Source organism: Kitasatospora sp. NPDC030952 (assembly GCF_055571335.1).
Window position 1 is genome coordinate 157,424 of record NZ_JBVIFM010000002.1, and the last position, 17,218, is coordinate 174,641.

Below are 17,218 nucleotides of genomic sequence, written 5' to 3' on the forward strand. Positions count from 1 at the left end.
TGCGCCCACCGCTTGTCGGGTTCCGTCCCGTCCCACCGGTTCCGCCCCGACCGGTACTTGACTCCCCCTAAACCAAACCGGTTACCATCGATGACATGAGCATTGCGTTGACGGGCTCGCAATCCCCACTGCACGTCCAGATCGAACGTCGGCTCCAGTGGTCGATCGAACGGGGGGAATACGCCGAAGGTGAGTCGCTGCCTTCGGCGAGCGCTTTGTCGGCGAATTTCCGAGTCAACCGGAACACCGTGCTGCGGGCCCTGCGGAAATTGCGCGCGAAAGGCCTGATCGATTTCGGCCGGGGCCGCGGAATCATCGTCGTCGCGCGTTCCGGATCCGGGCCGACCGAGGTCGCGGGCCTCTCCGACCAGCTGCGCCGGCTGGTCTCCGTCGCCGACGCCCACGGCGTGGCCCGGTCCTCGCTGATCTCCGCGATCGAACGCATGCCCCACCCCGCCGAGGGCGCCGCGACCCCGCGCCGGGTGGCCCAGCAGCCGCGCCCCTAGGGGGTGTCGCCCCGCGGGTCAGGCGCCCTCGGCGGCCGCCTCGGCGAGCGAGTCCAGCACCGGGCGGATCAGCGGGTGGCCGTCGGCGCCGGCCCGGACGGCGGCGAAGACCCGGCGGGTGGCCAGCTCGCTGTCGACCGGACGGACCGCCACCCGGGCCAGGTCCACCCCGCGCAGCGCCGAGCGCGGCACCAACGCGACGCCGGCCCCGGCCGAGGCCAGCGCCACCACGGCCCGGAAGTCGTCCGAGGAGTGCAGCAGGCGCGGCTGGAAGCCCGCGTGCTCGCAGGCCAGCAGGACCACGTCGTGGCAGGGGTTGCCCGGGTAGGGCCCGATCCACGGCTCGCCGGCCAGCGCGGCCACCGCGAGCGGCCCGGACTCGGCGGCCAGCGGGTGGGCCAGCGGCAGCACCGCCTCGAAGGGCTCGGCGTACAGCGGGACCCTGGTCAGCCGGGCGTCGTCGGCGCGCGGGGCGCCCCGGTACTCGACGGCCACCGCGAGGTCGGCCCGCCCGTCCAGCACCATCGGCAGGCTGGCGTCGCCCTCGGCGTCCAGGACCTTCAGCCGCACCCCCGGCGCGTGCCCGGCGAGCAGGCCGATCGCCGGGGCGAGCACGTGCGAGATGCCGGTGGCGAAGGAGGCCACGGTGACCTCGCCCGCGACGCCCGCGCTGTAGGCGGCGAGGTCGGCCTCGGCGCGCTCCAGCTGGGCGAGCACCGCGTCCGCGTGGCCGAGCAGGATCTCCCCGGCGGCGGTCAGCCGCACGCCCCGGCCCTCCCGGGCCAGCAGGTGGTGCCCGGTCTCCTGCTCCAGGGCGGCCAGCTGCTGGGAGACCGCGGAGGGGGTCAGGTAGAGGGCGGCCGCCGCGGCGGTCACGGTGCGGTGGTCCGCCACGGCCCGGAGGGTCCGCAGCCGTCGTGCGTCGATCACAGGGCCAATTCTGCCAGCGTCGCCGAGTGGACCGTCGGGGCCGGCTCGGGGCCGGCTCGCGGCCGCTTCGGGAGCGGTCCGGGGCCGGCTCGGTCCGGTTCTCGGGGCCGGCTCGCGAAGCAGTACCACCGGTGGCGTATTTCGGGGCGAGATCGCCGGGCGCCGTTGACCGTCGCGCTCGATCGGCGCTTGGCTCGTGGCCGAGCCGGTCCGCGGGCAGCCCTGGGCAGCCGCGGGCCCGGCACTCGTCATCTGGGGAGGATGATCCATGACCACCGCGCGTTCCCGCCGCAGCCTGGCCCGTGCCGCCTGCGTGCTGCTGGCCGCCCTCGCGGCCGGCGCCGTGATGCCGGCCGCCGAGGCCCGGCCACCCAAGGGCGACACCGCCCGGGTCAGCGAGGGCGGCAAGGGCGAGCAGCTAAACGGCCCCTCGTACGCGCTCGGGCTGAGCGCCGACGGCCGGTCCGCGCTGTTCTCCTCGACCGCGACCGACCTGCTGCCCGACGGCGCCCCGAACGGCGGCGACGTCTACGTCCGGGACCTGCGCAACGGGCACCTGGAGCGGGCCAGTGTGGCCGCCGACGGCTCCCGGCTGAACGCCGCCACCACGGACGCCTCGATCAGCGGCGACGGCCGCTACGTCGCCTTCAGCACCGCCGCCACCAATGTGCTGCCCGGCCAGGCCAGGCACCGGAGCGACGTCTACGTCCGCGACCGCTGGACCGGCCGCACCGAACCGATCTCCACCGGCACCCTCGCCACCTCCGACGACGAGTCCATCCGCAGCGCCGTCAACCCGTCGCTGAGCCAGGACGGCCGCTACGTCGCCTTCGCCTCCGACCGCACCGACCTGGCCCCCGGCGTGCACCGCGGCAAGCAGAACGTGTTCGTCACCGACCGCTGGACCCACACCACCCGGCTGATCACCACCGGGATCGACGGCGAGCCTGCCGACAACAACTCCTTCCGCCCGACCATCAGCGCGGACGGCGCCACCGTCGGCTTCACCTCCCGGGCGGCCAACCTCGTCCCGGCCGCGCCCGCCACCGCCCCGGCGGCGGCCGGGCTGGCCGGCCCCCTGTTCTACCCGTACTTCGTCTGGAAGGCCGACACCGGAGGGATCACCGGCGCCAGCCTGGACGCCACCGGCGCGCTGACCGGCAGCGGCAACGACGCCCGGATCAGTCCCGACGGCCGCTTCGCCCTCTACGGCCTGCCGGTCTACGGCGTCGGGCGGCCCGGCACCCACGGCATCCGGATGGACCTCTACGTCCGGGAGCTGGCCACCGGCCGGACCACCCTGGTCAACACCCCCCTGCCCGGCACCACGACCACCGAGGGCGCCTACGACCCGGCCATGACCGCCGACGGCCGCTGGGTCTACTTCGACTCCGGCGCGGACGACCTGGTGCCCGGCGACACCAACGGGCAGAACGACGTCTTCCGCCGGGACCTCCAGACCGGCCGGATCGAGCGGGTCACCGCCACCCGGGACGGCGGGCAGAGCACCGGCGGCTCCGACAGCCCGTACGTCGACGCCACCGGCGACACCGTCGTCTTCACGGCCGAGGACGCCAACCTCGTCCCGGGCGACACCAGCGGCCACCTGGACGTGTTCCTGCGCCGGCTGTGACCGGCCCGTCGTCCGGCCCAGCTTCCCCTTCGATTACAACAGTTGACGTAGTTTCCGATCGGATCCATCCCAGCTGTTGACCTCGGGCCCGCCCCCTCCTCCCCGCGCCGGGGCCCCGTCCGGCCGGGGAGGAGGACCGGGACCTCATCGCACCGGCAGGGAGACCTCCGCCGGACCGAAGGTCACCGTGCTGCCCTTCGGCGTCTCGCCGCCGTACAGGTCGTCGTGGGTGCCGAGCACCAGGGTCAGCCGGTGCCCGGCCGGGAGGTCGTAGGCGGCGGGGAACAGCGTGACGTCCAGCGGGAAGGGCTGACCGACCGGCCGGCCGGACCAACTCTGCGGGGCGTGGGCGATCAGCCGGCCGACACCGAGGGCGTCCACGTCGTAGAGGTACGCGACGGCCGTGCCCTGCGGCGCGGAGCCGGTCACGGTGGTGTGCACCCGGGCGGCCCCGCGCACCGAGAGGCCCTGCCGGTACGGCTCCGACTGCCGGACGGCGGCGGCGTCCCGGTCCAGCAGCGGCACCAGGACGGTCGGCGGCTGGTGCAGCCACTGGTCGACCAGGCCGGAGAGCAGCACGACGCCGCCGCTCGCACCGGACGGCTGGTCGCCGCGGACGGTGGAGCTGTCGCCGAAGCTCAGCCGCTCGGTGCGGGAGGCGACGGAGCGCCAGTCCGGGTAGGCCTCGTGGGCGCCGCTCGGCCGGACCTCCAGGTCCACGCCCTGCGCCTGGTCGTTCGCGCCGGGCGAGCCCTTGAGGTAGCGGTCCAGCCAGCCGCGGGCGTTGTCCCAGGTGGCGTTGGAGAAGCCGAGCAGGCCGGTGAACTCCTGGCTGGCGTGGTCGCCGGGCCGCAGCTCCAGGCGCTTGGGCACGGTCAGCCGCTGGTAGAAGTCGGTCATCTGGCCGGGGTTGAAGAAGCTGTCGCTCCAGCCGTTGGCGAGGTAGACCGCGGCACCGTTGGCGTTGATCCGGTCCAGGTAGGTGGCGGGCGAGCGGACGTCCGCCCACGTGACCACCGCGGGCAGGTCGTGGTCCGCGAACAGGTCGTCCAGGGCGGTGGCGAACTCCGGGCTCTTGCGGCCGGTCAGGCCCTCGATGGTGGCCAGCCGGTTGGCGGCGGAGGTGTGCCGGGTCTGCCCGCTGTACAGCGCGTCGGTGAGGTCGGCCCAGCCGCTCAGCGAGGCGACGGCCTTGATCCGCCGGTCGAACGCGGCGCCGAGGAGGGTGAGGCCGCCGCCGAGCGACAGGCCGATCATGCCGACCCGGTCCGGATCGGCCTGGGTGTGGGCGAGCGCCCAGTCGATCACCGTGGAGATGTCGGCGACGTCCTTGGGCCCGGCGACGTCCACCTCCCCGCCCGACCCCCAGAAGCCGCGGACGGTGTACGTCACGACGACGTACCCGGCGGCGGCGAACTTGTGCCCCTGGGCGACGTACTCCAGGTCGTTCTGCCCCCAGCTGGCCGGCTGCACCACCACCGGGTAGCGCCCCCGGGCGTCCGCCCCCGGCGTCCCGGCGGGCGGGGTGAACACGTCGGCCTTGAGGACGACGCCGTCCCGGGCGGTGATGTCCGCCAGCCGGAAACCGCCGAACGCCGAGGCGCCGGCGGATGCGGCGGATGCGGCGGGCTCGAACGCGGGCGCCGCGACGGCGGGCTGAGCCGCCATCCCCGCCCCGAACCCGAGCGCCAGGGCCAGGACGGCGCTCGCCGCCCGCTGTCCGCCCGTCAGCTGTCCGCCGGTCCGGTGGGGTCGTGCCATCACGCTCTGCTCCCTCAGTTCACCCGATGTGATCATGGTGAGCCTAGGGATCTGACGCCTCCTCAGAGGAGGTGGTGATCAGCCAAATTACTGGCCGGTAACGTACGGTCGCCCCCGGACGCCCCTCCCCGAAGGACCCCGGAAACCGCGAACGGAGGTGGGACACCGGTACGGGCCGGCGTCCCACCTCCGTAGCGGGAGGGTGGGGCAGGTGGTTTGGTGGCCGTGCGGCGGGGGCGAATCGATTCGCCACTGCCGCACGGCGGTTGTGAGCCCGCGGGCCGGTCCGGTTCCGAGCGGTCCGGCCCGCGGGCAGCCTGTGCGGGCCCTGCCCGGGCCCGGCGGTCCGGGGCGGTCAGCCCTCCATCGCGGCGCGGGCGTCCACGAAAGCCGCGACCGCGCGCTCGACGTCCTCGGTGGAGTGCGCCGCGGACAGCTGGACCCGGATCCGGGCCTGGCCGTGCGGGACCACCGGGTAGGAGAAGCCGATCACGTACACGCCGCGCTCCAGCAGGAGTTCGGCGAGCCGGCCCGCCTTCGCCGCGTCGCCGATCATCACCGGGGCGATCGGGTGGTCGCCCGGCAGGATCTCGAACCCGGCCTCGGTCATCTTCGAGCGGAACAGCGCGGTGTTGGCCGCCAGCCGCTCGCGCAGCTCGTTGGACTGCTCGACCAGGTCGAGCACCTTCAGCGACGCGGCCGCGATCACCGGGGCCAGCGAGTTGGAGAACAGGTACGGGCGGGAGCGCTGGCGCAGCAGGGCGACGATCTCCCGGCGGGCGGCGACGTAGCCGCCGGAGGCGCCGCCGAGCGCCTTGCCCAGGGTGCCGGTGATGATGTCCACCCGGTCCATCACGCCGTGCAGTTCGGGGGTGCCCCGGCCGCCGGCGCCGACGAAGCCGACGGCGTGCGAGTCGTCGACCATGACCATGGCGTCGTAGCGGTCGGCCAGGTCGCAGATCTCGCGCAGCGGGGCGACGTAGCCGTCCATCGAGAAGACGCCGTCGGTGACGATCAGGCGGCGGCGGGCGTCCTGGGTCTCCTTGAGCTGCTGCTCCAGGTCGGCCAGGTCGCGGTTGGCGTAGCGGTGGCGGCGGGCCTTGCTGAGCCGGATGCCGTCGATGATGCTGGCGTGGTTGAGCGCGTCGGAGATGACGGCGTCCTCCGCACCGAGGATGGTCTCGAAGACGCCGCCGTTGGCGTCGAAGCAGGAGGAGTAGAGGATGGTGTCCTCCTGGCCGAGGAAGGCCGAGAGGCGGTCCTCCAGCTCCTTGTGCACGTCCTGGGTGCCGCAGATGAAGCGCACCGAGGCCATGCCGTAGCCCCAGCGGTCCAGGGCGTCCTTGGCCGCGGCGAGCACCTCGGGGTGGTCGGCCAGGCCGAGGTAGTTGTTGGCGCAGAAGTTCAGCACCTCGCCGGGGCGGCCCCCGGAGGTGACGGTGACCTCGGCGCTCTGCGGGCTGCCGATCACCCGCTCCGGCTTGAACAGGCCGGCCTCGCGGATCTCGTCGAGGGTGGTGGCGATGTCGGCGCGCACGTTGTCGAACACGGGCAGACTCCTAGTCGTGACGGCGGAGCGTCGGATCGGCGGATCGGCGGGCCCAGGCAGGGCTCGGGCGGAACTCAGGCAGGACTCGGGCGGGACTCGGCAGGACTCCGGCGGAGCTCAGGCGGTCCAGTCGAGGATGATCTTGCCGCAGTTGCCGCTCGCGGCATCGTCGAAGGCGGCTTCGAACTCGGTGGCGGCGTAGCGGCCGGTGATCACCGGGCTGAGGTCCAGGCCGCCCTCCAGCAGTACGGACATCGCGTACCAGGTCTCGAACATCTCGCGGCCGTAGATGCCCTTGATGGTGATCATCGAGGTGACGATCGAGGCCCAGTCCACCGGGAAGTCCTCGGCCGGCAGGCCCAGCATGGCGATCTTGCCGCCGTGGGTCATGTTGGCGATCATCGACTGCATCGCCTCGGGGCGGCCGGACATCTCCAGGCCGACGTCGAAGCCCTCGCGCAGGCCCAGCTTCTGCTGGCCCTCCTCGATGGTGTGCTCGGCGACGTTGAGCGCCAGCGTCACGCCGACCCGGCGGGCCAGGTCGAGGCGGTACGGGGAGACGTCGGTGATCATCACGTTGCGGGCGCCGGCGTGCTTGGCGACGGCGGCGGCCATGATGCCGATCGGGCCGGCGCCGGTGACCAGCACGTCCTCGCCGACCAGCGGGAAGGACAGCGCGGTGTGCACGGCGTTGCCGAAGGGGTCGAAGATCGCGGCCACGTCGAGGTCGACCGGCACCCGGTGCACCCAGACGTTGGAGGCCGGCAGGGCCACGTACTCGGCGAAGGCGCCGTCCCGGTTGACGCCCAGGCCGATGGTGTTGCGGCACAAGTGGCGGCGCCCGGCCAGGCAGTTGCGGCACTTGCCGCAGACCAGGTGGCCCTCGCCGCTGACCAGGTCGCCGATCGCGATGTCCGCGACACCGGCGCCGAGCTCGGCGACCTCGCCGACGAACTCGTGGCCGAGCACCAGCGGGGTCTTGATGGTCTGCTGCGCCCAGCCGTCCCACTTGCGGATGTGCAGGTCGGTGCCGCAGATGCCGGTGCGCAGCACCTTGATCAGCACCTCGCCGGGCCCGATCTCGGGCTTCGGGACGTCGATCATCCAGAGGCCGGGCTCGGCGTTCTGCTTGACGAGTGCCTTCACGGGCGACGGCTCCTGACGTGCTGATCGGGGCGGCCTCCGGAGGTGGGGCAGGCCGAGGGGGCGCGGTTCGGCCGCTCCTCACGGGCACGCTCCGGCAGGCAGAAATCTGCCTGGTGGGAGGGGGTGCGGTCCATCGAGGAATTCTTAAGGGCGACCACAGCTGGGCTAAACGATCGTGCCCGAGCTGGGCCCGGAGGCGGCTGCGGCATGCCGGTGCTCACCCGTCCGGCCGAGCGCGGGGCACCGGTCGCGACACCAACCGGCCGTGCCACCGGGGTACTTGACAACGGTCCGCCAGCGGGGCGGGAGCGGCGGGGGCCACTCGGGTGGGCGTTGGGTCCGTTCGGGCCAGCCCGGCCGCCACCGGCGCGCGGGCGTTCGAGGCCGGTGCTTACGGTGACGACGATCCCCCCGACGGCCCCGTGGAGCAGCGCTCCGGGGCCCTTCGCCAAGGGCCGTCCGCCCCAGAGAGGCGCTCTCGACACATGACCAAGATCCGACGGCCGCGAGCGGCCGCACCCCGTTCCGTCGCCCGCGGTTCCGTCGCCCGCGGTTCCGTCGCCCGCGCGACCGCCGCCGCCCTGGCCCTGACCGGGCTGCTCGCCGTCTCCGCCTGCTCCGGCGACTCGAAGTCGGGCGGGCAGGCCGCCGACCCGGCGGTCACCGCCGAGCCGGCGGCGCTCAGCCCGTCCGCGACCGCTTCGGGCAGCGCCTCCTCGAACGCGGTGGTGCCGCTGACCCCCGCCGTCACCGCCCAGCTGGACGCCGCGATCCAGCGGGTGCTGAAGCAGAACGCCGTCCCCGGCATCTCGGTCGGGATCCTCACGCCGAACGGCACCTACCAGAAGTCCTTCGGCGTCTCCGACAAGACCGCCAACACCCCGATGGACGCCGGGCTGTTCACCCGCATCGGCAGCGAGAGCAAGACCTACACCGCGACGGCCGTGCTGCGGCTGGTGGACCAGGGCAAGGTCGGCCTGGACGACCCGATCTCCAAGTACGTGGACGGCGTCCCCGGCGGCGACGGCATCACCGTGCGCCAGCTCGGCGAGATGCGCAGCGGGCTCTTCCCGTACAGCTCCGACCCGGACTTCGTGAACACCCTGATCAACGACCCGAACCACGTGTTCACCCCGGACCAGCTGCTCGCCTACGGCTACAAGCACCCCGCCATGTTCCCGCCCGGCACCAAGTTCCAGTACAGCAACAGCAACTACATCCTGCTGGGCAAGCTGATCGAGAAGGTCAGCGGGCAGAGCGCCGGTGACTTCCTCCAGGCCCAGGTGTTCACGCCGGCCTCGCTGAGCAAGACCAGCTTCCCCAGCGACGGGACCCTCCCCGACCCGCACGCCCACGGCTACACCAACCAGACGCCGGACGGGTCGATCCAGGACTCCACCAACTGGAACCCGTCCTGGGCGTGGACCGCCGGGGCCGTCATCACCCAGCTCGGCGACCTGGAGAGCTGGGCGAAGACCATGGCCACCGGCGCCATCATCAGCCCGGCCAGCCAGACCGAGCGCCTGAAGACCCTGCCGACCGGCGACCCCGGCGTCACCTACGGCTTCGGGCTGTTCAACAACGGCGGGTGGATCGGGCACAACGGCTCGATGCCGGGCTTCGAGAGCGTCGCGGTGTACATGCCGGACGCCCAGGCCACCCTGGTGCTGCTGCTCAACACGGATGTGATCTCCCAGGGCCAGGAGCCGTCCACGCTGTTCGCGAACGAGATCACCAAGATCATCTCGCCGAACCACGTCTACGCGCTCCCGGCGGAGACCGCCTCGCCGTCAGCCCCCGGCTCGGGCACGGCGTCCGGCTCCCCGTCGGCCACCACCTCCCGGAGCGGCGCGCCCTCGCCGACGGGCAGCGCTCCGACCACGGTGCGGGCCTGACCGCTTCGAGTCGACTGCGGTGAGTCGGCTGCGGTGAGTTGTCGTGGGCCCGTCCCGGCGTCGACCGGGGCGGGCCCACGACGTCCCGTCAGATCCTCGGCACCTCAGATCCCCAGCACCTTGCCGAGGTCGTACGAGACCGGCTCCTCCAACTGCCCGTACCCGCAGCTCTCCGGCGTGCGGTCCGGCCGCCAGCGACGGAACTGCGCGGTGTGCCGGAAGCGGGTGCCCTCCATGTGGTCGTACGCCACCTCGACCACCCGCTCGGGGCGCAGCGCGATCCACGACAGGTCCTTGCCACCGGTCCAGCGGCTGACCGCCCCCGGCAGCCGGCCCTCGGCGTGCGCGGACTCCTCCGCCCAGGCGCCCCAGGGGTGTTGGGAGAGGTCGTCCATCCTGAGCGGGGCGAGTTCCTCCACCAGTTCGCGGCGCCGGGCCATCGAGAAGGCGGCGCAGACACCGACGTGCTGGAGCCTGCGCCCGTCGTCGTAGATGCCCAGCAGCAGCGACCCGACCACCGGGCCGCTCTTGTGCTCGCGGTAGCCGGCCACCACGCAGTCGGCGGTGCGCTCGTGCTTGATCTTGAACATGCTCCGCTCGCCCGGGCGGTACGGCTGGTCCAGCGGCTTGGCCACCACCCCGTCCAGCCCGGCGCCCTCGTACTCGGCGAACCAGCTCTGCGCCTGCTCCCGGTCGGTCGAGGCGGGGGCGGTGAACACCGGGTCGGCGGCGTCGGCGAGCGCCGCCTCCAGGGCCGGGCGGCGCACCGCGAGCGGCTCGTCCAGCAGCGAGTCGTCACCGAGGGCGAGCAGGTCGAAGGCCACGAAGGAGGCGGGCGTGCGCTCGGCGAGCATTCTCACCCGGCTCGCCGCCGGGTGGATCCGCTCCAGCAGCTCCTCGAAGCGCAGCCGCCCGTCCCGGGCGATCACCACCTCGCCGTCCAGCACGCAGCGCGGCGGCAGCTCCCGCCGGAAGGCCTCCACCAGTTCGGGGAAGTACCTGGTCAGCGGCTTGCCGGTACGGCTGCCCAACTCGACCTCGTCGCCGTCGCGGAACACGATGCTGCGGAAGCCGTCCCACTTGGCCTCGTACTGCATCCCCGGCGGGATCCTGGCCACCGACTTGGCGAGCATCGGCGCCACCGGCGGCATCACGGGCAGGTCCATGATTCCCAGCCTCACCCCAACGGGCTCGGGGCGCGCGCCGGGCGCGGCGCCCTTAGCGTGGGAGCCATGGGCTCAGCCGTCGAACTGGAAGTCGCCGGGCGCACCGTCCGGCTGTCCAACCCGGACAAGGTGTACTACCCCGAGCGCGGCTTCACCAAGCTGGACGTCGCACAGTACTACCTGGCCGTCGCCGACGGGGTGCTGCACGGCCTGCGGGACCGGCCCACCACCCTCCAGCGCTTCCCCGACGGCGTCGACGGCGAGTTCTTCTACCAGAAACGCGCGCCCAAGGGCCTGCCGGACTGGCTGCCCACCGCCCGGATCGAGTTCCCCAGCGGCCGCTCCGCCGACGAGATCTGCCCCACCGAGCCCGCCGCCGTCCTGTGGGCCGCCAACCTGGGCTGCCTCACCTTCCACCCCTGGCCGGTCCGGCGCGGCGACACCGACCACGTCGACGAACTGCGCATCGACCTCGACCCGCAGCCCGGCACCGACTTCCACGACGCCGTCCGCGCCGCCCACGAACTGCGCGCCCTGCTGGAGGAACACGGACTGCGCGGCTGGCCCAAGTCCTCCGGCGGGCGCGGCCTGCACGTCTACGTGCCGCTCGTCCCCGAGTGGACCTTCACCGACGGCCGGCACGCGGTGATCGCCCTCGGACGGGTCCTGGAACAGCGGATGCCGGGCCGGGTGACCACCGCCTGGTGGAAGGAGGAACGCGGCGAACGCATCTTCGTCGACTACAACCAGATGGCCCGCGACCGCACCATCGCCTCCGCCTACTCCCTGCGCGCCCGCCCCCGCGCCACCGCCTCCACCCCACTGCGCTGGGACGAACTCGACGACGCCTCCCCCGAGGACTTCGACCTGCGCACCGTCCCCGCCCGCTTCGCCGAACTCGGCGACCTCAACGCCGAGATGGCGGACCACGCCTACCGGCTGGACGCCCTCCTGGAGCTGTACGACAAGCAGCTCCACGACGAGGGCCTCGGCGAACTCCCCTACCCGCCCGACCACCCCAAGGCCGCCGGCGAACCGCCCCGGGTACAGCCCAGCCGGGCCCGCAAGAAGGCGACTTAGGCCCTCTCCCACCACGCTCGCCGAGGTGCGGGCGTCCGCCGGGCAGTGGCTTCCGGGGTTCACGCTCCGGCAACTGCTGTTCTGGCGTTACCGGTTGGTGTGGCGCCGGTCTTAGGCTGGCGATCATCGACCGGGACGGAAAGGGAATCGCGATGGGCACACGGGGGCTGGCGGAGATCCTGGCGGACGCGGCGGGCGGGGTGTTCCCGCCGCCGGACGGGACGGTGACGGTGCTGCCCCAGCCCTCGCCGCGCGAGGCCGGGGTGATCGCCTTCGCCGCCCACGCCGTGGTGTTCACCGACCAGGACCCCGACTGGGTGCGGGCTGCCCTCGCCGCCGACCCCGGCGACCCGCTGTCCGCGCCGCTCTGCCCGCCGTTCCTGACCGCCCTCGCCCAGCGGACCGGACGGACCGTCAACAACATCGACCTGCTCTCCGTCGCCGGCCGCCTCCCCGGCCCGCCGCCGCTGCCGCTCACCCCGGTCGAGGACCGCCGACACCCCCGAGTGGTAAGGGCGTTGCGCTACCGCGAGGACGTCCGGGTGTACGAGGCCGACGGCGGCGTGCTCATCCTCGGCCGCGGCGTGGCCGGCCGGTGGGAGACGGCCGTCGAGGTCGACCCCACCGCCCAGGGCCGCGGCCTCGGCCGCACCCTGGCCACCGCCGCCCGCCACCTGCTGCCCGAGGGCGACACCGTCTGGGCCCAGCAGGCCCCCGGCAACGCCCCCAGCGTCCGCGCCTTCCAGGCTGCGGGCTACCGGCCGGTGGGCGCCGAGGCACTGCTGGTGCTCGGCCAGCCGTAGGGCGGGCCCTACGGCTGCGGCGGGCAACCCTGCGGACTGGCGGGTACGGGTGCGTACCCGTACCCTGGATGCGACCGAAGGGAGCACCCCATGGCCGATGCCAACGTTCGAATTCCCGTCGAGGCGCGCGACAGACTCTCCGAGATCGCGGCCGCCGAGCACCTTTCGCTGCGCGCCTACCTGGCCCACCTCGCCGAGACCCTGCTCACCCCCGCCGAACGGGCCGAGCGCGCCGAACAGGCCCGCGCGGCCCTCAAGGCCTGGAACGGCTACGACCCGGACCCCGCGCACACCCAGCAGTTGGACGCCGAGCTGGACCGGCGCCTGGCCGAGGCGGAGATCCGGTGACCGAACTGCACGTCGTCCTCGACGACACGGCCATGGTCGCGGCCGGCCGCGGCAACCTGCTGGCGTCCCGGCTCATCCACCGGGCGCACGCCGAGCCGGGCTGGTACCTCTACGCACCGGCGTGCGCTCTGGTGGAGGCCGACCGCGCCCGGCCCGGCACCGCCGAGCACCTGGCGGCCCTTCCCGGTGTCACCGTCCTCGATCTCGACCTCTCGGCCGCGCTGGCCGTGGCCGGTGACACCACCTGGGCCCAGGCCCACACCCGCCACGCCGCCGCCCCCACCCCGGAGCGTCCGTCCGGTGCGGTCGTCGCGACCGTCGAGCCCGGCCGGTGGGTCGGCCAGCACGTGCGAGTCATCGACCTCACGCCCTGATCGAGCCCGGGCCGGGCCCCGCCGTCAGGCCCGCGCACCGGCCGGGGCCAGGCGGGTGATGGTCCGGACGGCCTCGGTGATCTGGGTGTCGGTGAGGTCGGCGCGGGCGGTGAGGCGCAGTCGGGAGATGCCGTCCGGGACGGACGGGGGGCGGAAGCAGCCGACGGCGAGGCCGGCGCGGAGGCAGTCGGCGGCCCAGGTGACGGCGGCTTCCGGGCCGGGGGCGCGGACCGAGACGACGGCCGCGTCCGGCTCGCAGGCGTGCAGGCCGGCGGCGGTGAGCCGGGTGGCGAGGGTACGGGCGACCTCGCGGGCGCGGTCGGCGCGCCGGGGTTCGGCGCGCAGCAGCCGCAGGGCGGCGAGGGCGGCGCCGGCGGCGGCCGGGGCGAGGCCGGTGTCGAAGATGAAGGTGCGGGCGGTCTCGGTGAGGTGCCGGATGACCCGGCGCGGGCCGAGGACGGCGCCGCCCTGGGAGCCGAGGGACTTGGAGAGGGTCACGGTGGCGACGGTGTCCGGCTCCCCGGCGAGTCCGGCGGCGGCCAGGGCGCCGCGCCCGCCGGGGCCGAGCACGCCCAGGCCGTGCGCGTCGTCCACCAGCAGCGCGGCGCCGTACGCCCGGACGGCTTCGGACAGTCCGCGCAGCGGCGCCGCGTCGCCGTCCACTGAGAACACCGAGTCGGTGACCACCAGCGCCCGCCGCTGTTCCCGCCCGGCGAGCACCTCGGCGACGGCCGCCGGGTCGCTGTGCGGGGCGCGGTGGACGTCGGCGCGGGCGAGCCGGCAGCCGTCGATCAGCGAGGCGTGGTTGTAGGCGTCGGAGACGATCAGGGTGTCCGGGTCGGTCAGCGCGGTGAGCGCGGCGAGGTTCGCGGTGTACCCGGAGGAGAACACCAGCGCGGCCTCCACCCCGCAGAACTCGGCCAGTTCCGCTTCGAGTTCGGTGTGCAGTGCGGTCGTCCCGGTGACCAGCCGCGAGCCCGTCGACCCCCCGCCCCAGCGCAGCGCCGCCTCCCCGGCCGCCGCGGTCACCGCCGGGTGCCTGGTCAGCCCGAGGTAGTCGTTCCCGGCGAGGTCCAGCACCTGGTCCTGGGCGCCCCGGCTGCGCAGCCGGCGGGTCAGCCCGGCGTCGGCCCGCAGCCCGGCGGCCTCGTCGAGCCAGTCGAAGACGTGGCCGGGGGCGGGCGGGGCGGCGGGGCGGTTCTGGGAAACAAGGGGTCGGGACATGCCCGGCACTCTGGCACGCCCCGCGAGATGGCGGCAATGTGCGACTCGGCACAACTCGGCGGGGGTGTTCCTGTCGCCGCCCGCACGGGTTGTCGGCAGCGGCGCCCGGGGCCGGCTCTTCCGCGACGGCACGGTGCGGCTGATGGTCCGCTGCGATTCCCCTGCCTCGCCGTCCCGCCGCCACCCCCGCCACCGGGCTTTGCCCGGGGTGGCGGCGAGCAGGCAAGATAGCCCGGTGACCCTCCTTGATCTGATGCCGAAGCCCGCCACCCCCGACGCGCTGTACGAGACGTTCGCAGCCTGGGCGGAGGAACGCGGGATCACGCTGTACCCGGCGCAGGAGGAGGCGCTGATCGAGCTGGTCTCGGGGAACAACGTGATCCTGGCGACGCCGACCGGCTCGGGGAAGAGCCTGGTGGCGGCGGGTGCGCACTTCGCGGCGCTGGCGGAGGGGCAGCGGACCTTCTACACGGCGCCGATCAAGGCGCTGGTGTCGGAGAAGTTCTTCGACCTGGTGAAGATGTTCGGCACCGAGCAGGTCGGCATGATGACGGGCGACGCGAGCGTCAACCCGACCGCGCCGATCATCTGCTGCACGGCCGAGGTGCTGGCCCAGATCGCGCTGCGGGACGGCGCGCGGGCGGACATCGGCCAGGTCGTCATGGACGAGTTCCACTTCTACGCGGAGCCGGACCGCGGCTGGGCCTGGCAGATCCCGCTGCTGGAGCTGCCGCAGGCGCAGTTCCTGCTGATGTCGGCGACGCTCGGCGACGTGCGCCGCTTCGAAGAGGACCTGACCCGCCGCACCGGCCGTCCGACCACGGTGGTGCGCAACGCGACCCGTCCGGTGCCGCTGTTCTACGAGTACCGCCGCACCACCATGCACGACACCCTGGAGGAGCTGCTGCAGACCGGCCAGGCGCCGGTCTACGTCGTGCACTTCACCCAGAAGGAGGCGGTGGAGCGGGCGCAGTCGCTGATGAGCATCAACATGTGCTCGAAGGCGGAGAAGGAGGCCATCGCCGAGCTGATCGGCGGCTTCCGGTTCACCACCAAGTTCGGCCGCAACCTGTCCCGTTTCGTCCGCCACGGCATCGGCGTGCACCACGCGGGCATGCTGCCGAAGTACCGTCGGCTGGTCGAACGCCTCGCCCAGGCGGGCCTGTTGAAGGTGATCTGCGGGACGGACACGCTCGGCGTGGGCGTCAATGTGCCGATCCGCACGGTGCTGTTCACGGCCCTCTCGAAGTACGACGGGCAGCGGGTGCGCATCCTGCGCGCCCGGGAGTTCCACCAGATCGCTGGGCGGGCCGGCCGGGCCGGCTTCGACACCGTCGGCCAGGTGGTCGCCCAGGCGCCGGAGCACGTGATCGAGAACGACAAGGCGATCGCCAAGGCCGGGGACGACCCGAAGAAGAAGCGCAAGGTGGTGCGGAAGAAGGCGCCGGAGGGCTTCGTCGGCTGGACGGAGGAGACCTTCGAGAGGCTGATCTCCGCCGACCCGGAGCCGCTGGTCTCCCGGTTCAAGGTGAGCCACGCGATGCTGCTGTCGGTGATCGGCCGCCCGGGCAACGCCTTCGAGGCGATGCGCAAGCTGCTGACCGACAACCACGAGGACAAGGCCGCCCAGCGCCGGCACATCCGCACCACGATCGCCATCTACCGCTCGCTGCTGGAGGGCGGCGTGGTGGAGCGGCTGCCGGAGCCGGACGCCGAGGGCCGGATCGTCCGCCTGACCCTGGACCTCCAGGAGAACTTCGCGCTCAACCAGCCGCTGTCCACCTTCGCCCTGGCCTCCTTCGAGCTGCTCGACCCGACCTCGCCCTCGTTCGCGATGGACGTCATCTCGGTCGTCGAGGCGACCCTCGACGACCCGCGCCAGATCCTCGCCGCCCAGCAGAACAAGGCGCGCGGCGAGGCGATCGGCGAGATGAAGCGCGACGGCATCGAGTACGAGGAGCGGATGGAGCGGCTCCAGGAGATCACCTACCCGAAGCCGCTGGAGGAACTGCTCACCCACGCGTACGAGGTGTACCGCCGGGCGCACCCGTGGATCGGCGACCACCAGCTGCAGCCCAAGTCCGTGGTGCGCGACCTGTACGAGCGGGCGATGACCTTCTCGGACTACGTCGGCTTCTACGAACTCGCCCGCACCGAGGGCATCGTGCTGCGCTACCTGGCCGGGGCGTACAAGGCGCTGGAGCAGACCGTCCCCGAGGACGTGAAGACCGACGACCTCAAGGACGTCATCGCCTGGCTCGGCGAGCTGGTCCGCCAGGTCGACTCCAGCCTGCTGGACGAGTGGGAGCAGCTGGCCAACCCGACCGAGGCGGCCACCGCCGAGGTCACCCTGGACGACAAGCCGGCGCCGGTCACCGCGAACGCGCGGGCGTTCCGGGTGCTGGTGCGCAACGAGATGTTCCGCCGGGTCGAGCTGTGCGCGCTGGAGCACTGGAACGAACTCGGCGAGCTGGACGGCGAGTACGGCTGGGACGCGGACCGCTGGGCGGACGCCATGGACGGGTACTGGGACGAGTACGACGACCTCGACACCGGACCGAACGCGCGCGGCCCGAAGATGCTGATCATCGAGGAGGAGGACTCCGCCTGGAAGGTCCGGCAGATCTTCGACGACCCGGAGGGCGACCACGACTGGGGCATCAGCGCCGAGGTCGACCTGTACGGCTCGGACGAGGAGGGCCGGGCGGTGGTGCGGGTGACGGCGGTGGACCGGCTCGGCGGCTGACCTCGGCTAAACCTCGGCGGCTGACCGGGCCCGAGGACGCGGAAGGGGCCCGGCGCG

At 73.2% G+C, this 17,218-nt stretch carries 14 protein-coding genes; 8 read left to right on the forward strand and 6 right to left on the reverse strand.

The window, feature by feature from the left end; all coding sequences use genetic code 11:
* Positions 1-95 precede the first annotated feature (95 nt).
* Entirely contained in the window at positions 96-506 is a 411-nt protein-coding gene (locus ACZ47G_RS05590; RefSeq protein WP_465740172.1) for a GntR family transcriptional regulator, read from the forward strand.
* 18 nt (positions 507-524) lie between these two features.
* On the opposite strand, the gene ACZ47G_RS05595 is transcribed toward ACZ47G_RS05590, so the two are convergent.
* Positions 525-1,436 (reverse strand): LysR family transcriptional regulator, encoded by a 912-nt coding sequence (locus ACZ47G_RS05595; RefSeq protein WP_465740173.1) that lies wholly within the window; start codon positions 1,434-1,436, stop codon positions 525-527.
* Positions 1,437-1,704: 268 nt separating this feature from the next.
* On the opposite strand from ACZ47G_RS05595, the gene ACZ47G_RS05600 reads away from it, so the two are divergent.
* Positions 1,705-3,069, forward strand: a complete 1,365-nt coding sequence (locus ACZ47G_RS05600; protein ID WP_465740174.1) for a TolB family protein — start codon at positions 1,705-1,707, stop codon at positions 3,067-3,069.
* Between the two features lie 144 nt (positions 3,070-3,213).
* Here the strand turns inward: ACZ47G_RS05600 and ACZ47G_RS05605 are convergent, their stop codons facing one another.
* The 3 genes from ACZ47G_RS05605 to tdh all read right to left on the reverse strand — a co-directional run bounded on the left by ACZ47G_RS05605 (position 3,214) and on the right by tdh (position 7,525).
* Entirely contained in the window at positions 3,214-4,830 is a 1,617-nt protein-coding gene (locus ACZ47G_RS05605; protein WP_465740175.1) for a CocE/NonD family hydrolase, read from the reverse strand.
* Positions 4,831-5,185: 355 nt separating this feature from the next.
* Positions 5,186-6,379 (reverse strand): glycine C-acetyltransferase, encoded by a 1,194-nt coding sequence (locus ACZ47G_RS05610; protein WP_465740176.1) that lies wholly within the window; start codon positions 6,377-6,379, stop codon positions 5,186-5,188.
* A gap of 117 nt (positions 6,380-6,496) precedes the next feature.
* Entirely contained in the window at positions 6,497-7,525 is a 1,029-nt protein-coding gene (tdh, locus tag ACZ47G_RS05615; protein ID WP_465740177.1) for an L-threonine 3-dehydrogenase, read from the reverse strand.
* A gap of 485 nt (positions 7,526-8,010) precedes the next feature.
* Between tdh and ACZ47G_RS05620 the strand changes: the two genes are divergently transcribed.
* Positions 8,011-9,420 carry a serine hydrolase domain-containing protein gene (locus tag ACZ47G_RS05620; RefSeq protein WP_465740178.1) on the forward strand — a complete coding sequence of 470 codons (1,410 nt, stop codon included), beginning with the start codon at positions 8,011-8,013 and terminating at the stop codon, positions 9,418-9,420.
* 104 nt (positions 9,421-9,524) lie between these two features.
* Here ACZ47G_RS05620 and ACZ47G_RS05625 read toward each other — a convergent pair whose 3' ends face one another.
* A complete protein-coding gene (locus ACZ47G_RS05625) occupies positions 9,525-10,586 on the reverse strand; it encodes an ATP-dependent DNA ligase (protein ID WP_465740179.1) in 1,062 nt (353 codons plus the stop codon).
* A 66-nt stretch (positions 10,587-10,652) separates the two neighbouring features.
* Between ACZ47G_RS05625 and ligD the strand changes: the two genes are divergently transcribed.
* The 4 genes from ligD (at position 10,653) to ACZ47G_RS05645 (ending at position 13,191) form a co-directional block, all read left to right on the forward strand.
* Entirely contained in the window at positions 10,653-11,666 is a 1,014-nt protein-coding gene (gene ligD, locus ACZ47G_RS05630; protein WP_465740180.1) for a non-homologous end-joining DNA ligase, read from the forward strand.
* 152 nt (positions 11,667-11,818) lie between these two features.
* Positions 11,819-12,469 (forward strand): GNAT family N-acetyltransferase, encoded by a 651-nt coding sequence (locus ACZ47G_RS05635; RefSeq protein ID WP_465740181.1) that lies wholly within the window; start codon positions 11,819-11,821, stop codon positions 12,467-12,469.
* A gap of 90 nt (positions 12,470-12,559) precedes the next feature.
* The gene (locus ACZ47G_RS05640; RefSeq protein ID WP_465740182.1) at positions 12,560-12,817 is read left to right on the forward strand and encodes a hypothetical protein; all 258 of its coding nucleotides are present in this window, start codon (positions 12,560-12,562) and stop codon (positions 12,815-12,817) included.
* A 5-nt stretch (positions 12,818-12,822) separates the two neighbouring features.
* Entirely contained in the window at positions 12,823-13,191 is a 369-nt protein-coding gene (locus tag ACZ47G_RS05645) for a PIN domain-containing protein (RefSeq protein ID WP_465740551.1), read from the forward strand.
* A 24-nt stretch (positions 13,192-13,215) separates the two neighbouring features.
* On the opposite strand, the gene ACZ47G_RS05650 is transcribed toward ACZ47G_RS05645, so the two are convergent.
* Complete coding sequence (locus tag ACZ47G_RS05650) at positions 13,216-14,415, reverse strand: 8-amino-7-oxononanoate synthase (RefSeq protein ID WP_465740183.1); 1,200 nt, start codon at positions 14,413-14,415, stop codon at positions 13,216-13,218.
* Positions 14,416-14,668: 253 nt separating this feature from the next.
* Between ACZ47G_RS05650 and ACZ47G_RS05655 the strand changes: the two genes are divergently transcribed.
* Entirely contained in the window at positions 14,669-17,161 is a 2,493-nt protein-coding gene (locus ACZ47G_RS05655) for a DEAD/DEAH box helicase (RefSeq protein ID WP_465740552.1), read from the forward strand.
* Positions 17,162-17,218 lie beyond the last annotated feature (57 nt).

Bases quoted from the DNA above. Each gene is read 5' to 3' on its own strand.
- ACZ47G_RS05590 (WP_465740172.1), top strand. From the start codon at position 96: ATGAGCATTGCGTTGACGGGCTCGCAATCCCCACTGCACGTCCAGATC.
- ligD (WP_465740180.1), top strand. From the start codon at position 10,653: ATGGGCTCAGCCGTCGAACTGGAAGTCGCCGGGCGCACCGTCCGGCTG.
- ACZ47G_RS05620 (WP_465740178.1), top strand. From the start codon at position 8,011: ATGACCAAGATCCGACGGCCGCGAGCGGCCGCACCCCGTTCCGTCGCC.
- ACZ47G_RS05650 (WP_465740183.1), bottom strand. From the start codon at position 14,415: ATGTCCCGACCCCTTGTTTCCCAGAACCGCCCCGCCGCCCCGCCCGCC.
- ACZ47G_RS05625 (WP_465740179.1), bottom strand. From the start codon at position 10,586: ATGGACCTGCCCGTGATGCCGCCGGTGGCGCCGATGCTCGCCAAGTCG.
- ACZ47G_RS05605 (WP_465740175.1), bottom strand. From the start codon at position 4,830: ATGGCACGACCCCACCGGACCGGCGGACAGCTGACGGGCGGACAGCGG.
- ACZ47G_RS05635 (WP_465740181.1), top strand. From the start codon at position 11,819: ATGGGCACACGGGGGCTGGCGGAGATCCTGGCGGACGCGGCGGGCGGG.
- ACZ47G_RS05600 (WP_465740174.1), top strand. From the start codon at position 1,705: ATGACCACCGCGCGTTCCCGCCGCAGCCTGGCCCGTGCCGCCTGCGTG.
- ACZ47G_RS05655 (WP_465740552.1), top strand. From the start codon at position 14,669: ATGCCGAAGCCCGCCACCCCCGACGCGCTGTACGAGACGTTCGCAGCC.
- ACZ47G_RS05640 (WP_465740182.1), top strand. From the start codon at position 12,560: ATGGCCGATGCCAACGTTCGAATTCCCGTCGAGGCGCGCGACAGACTC.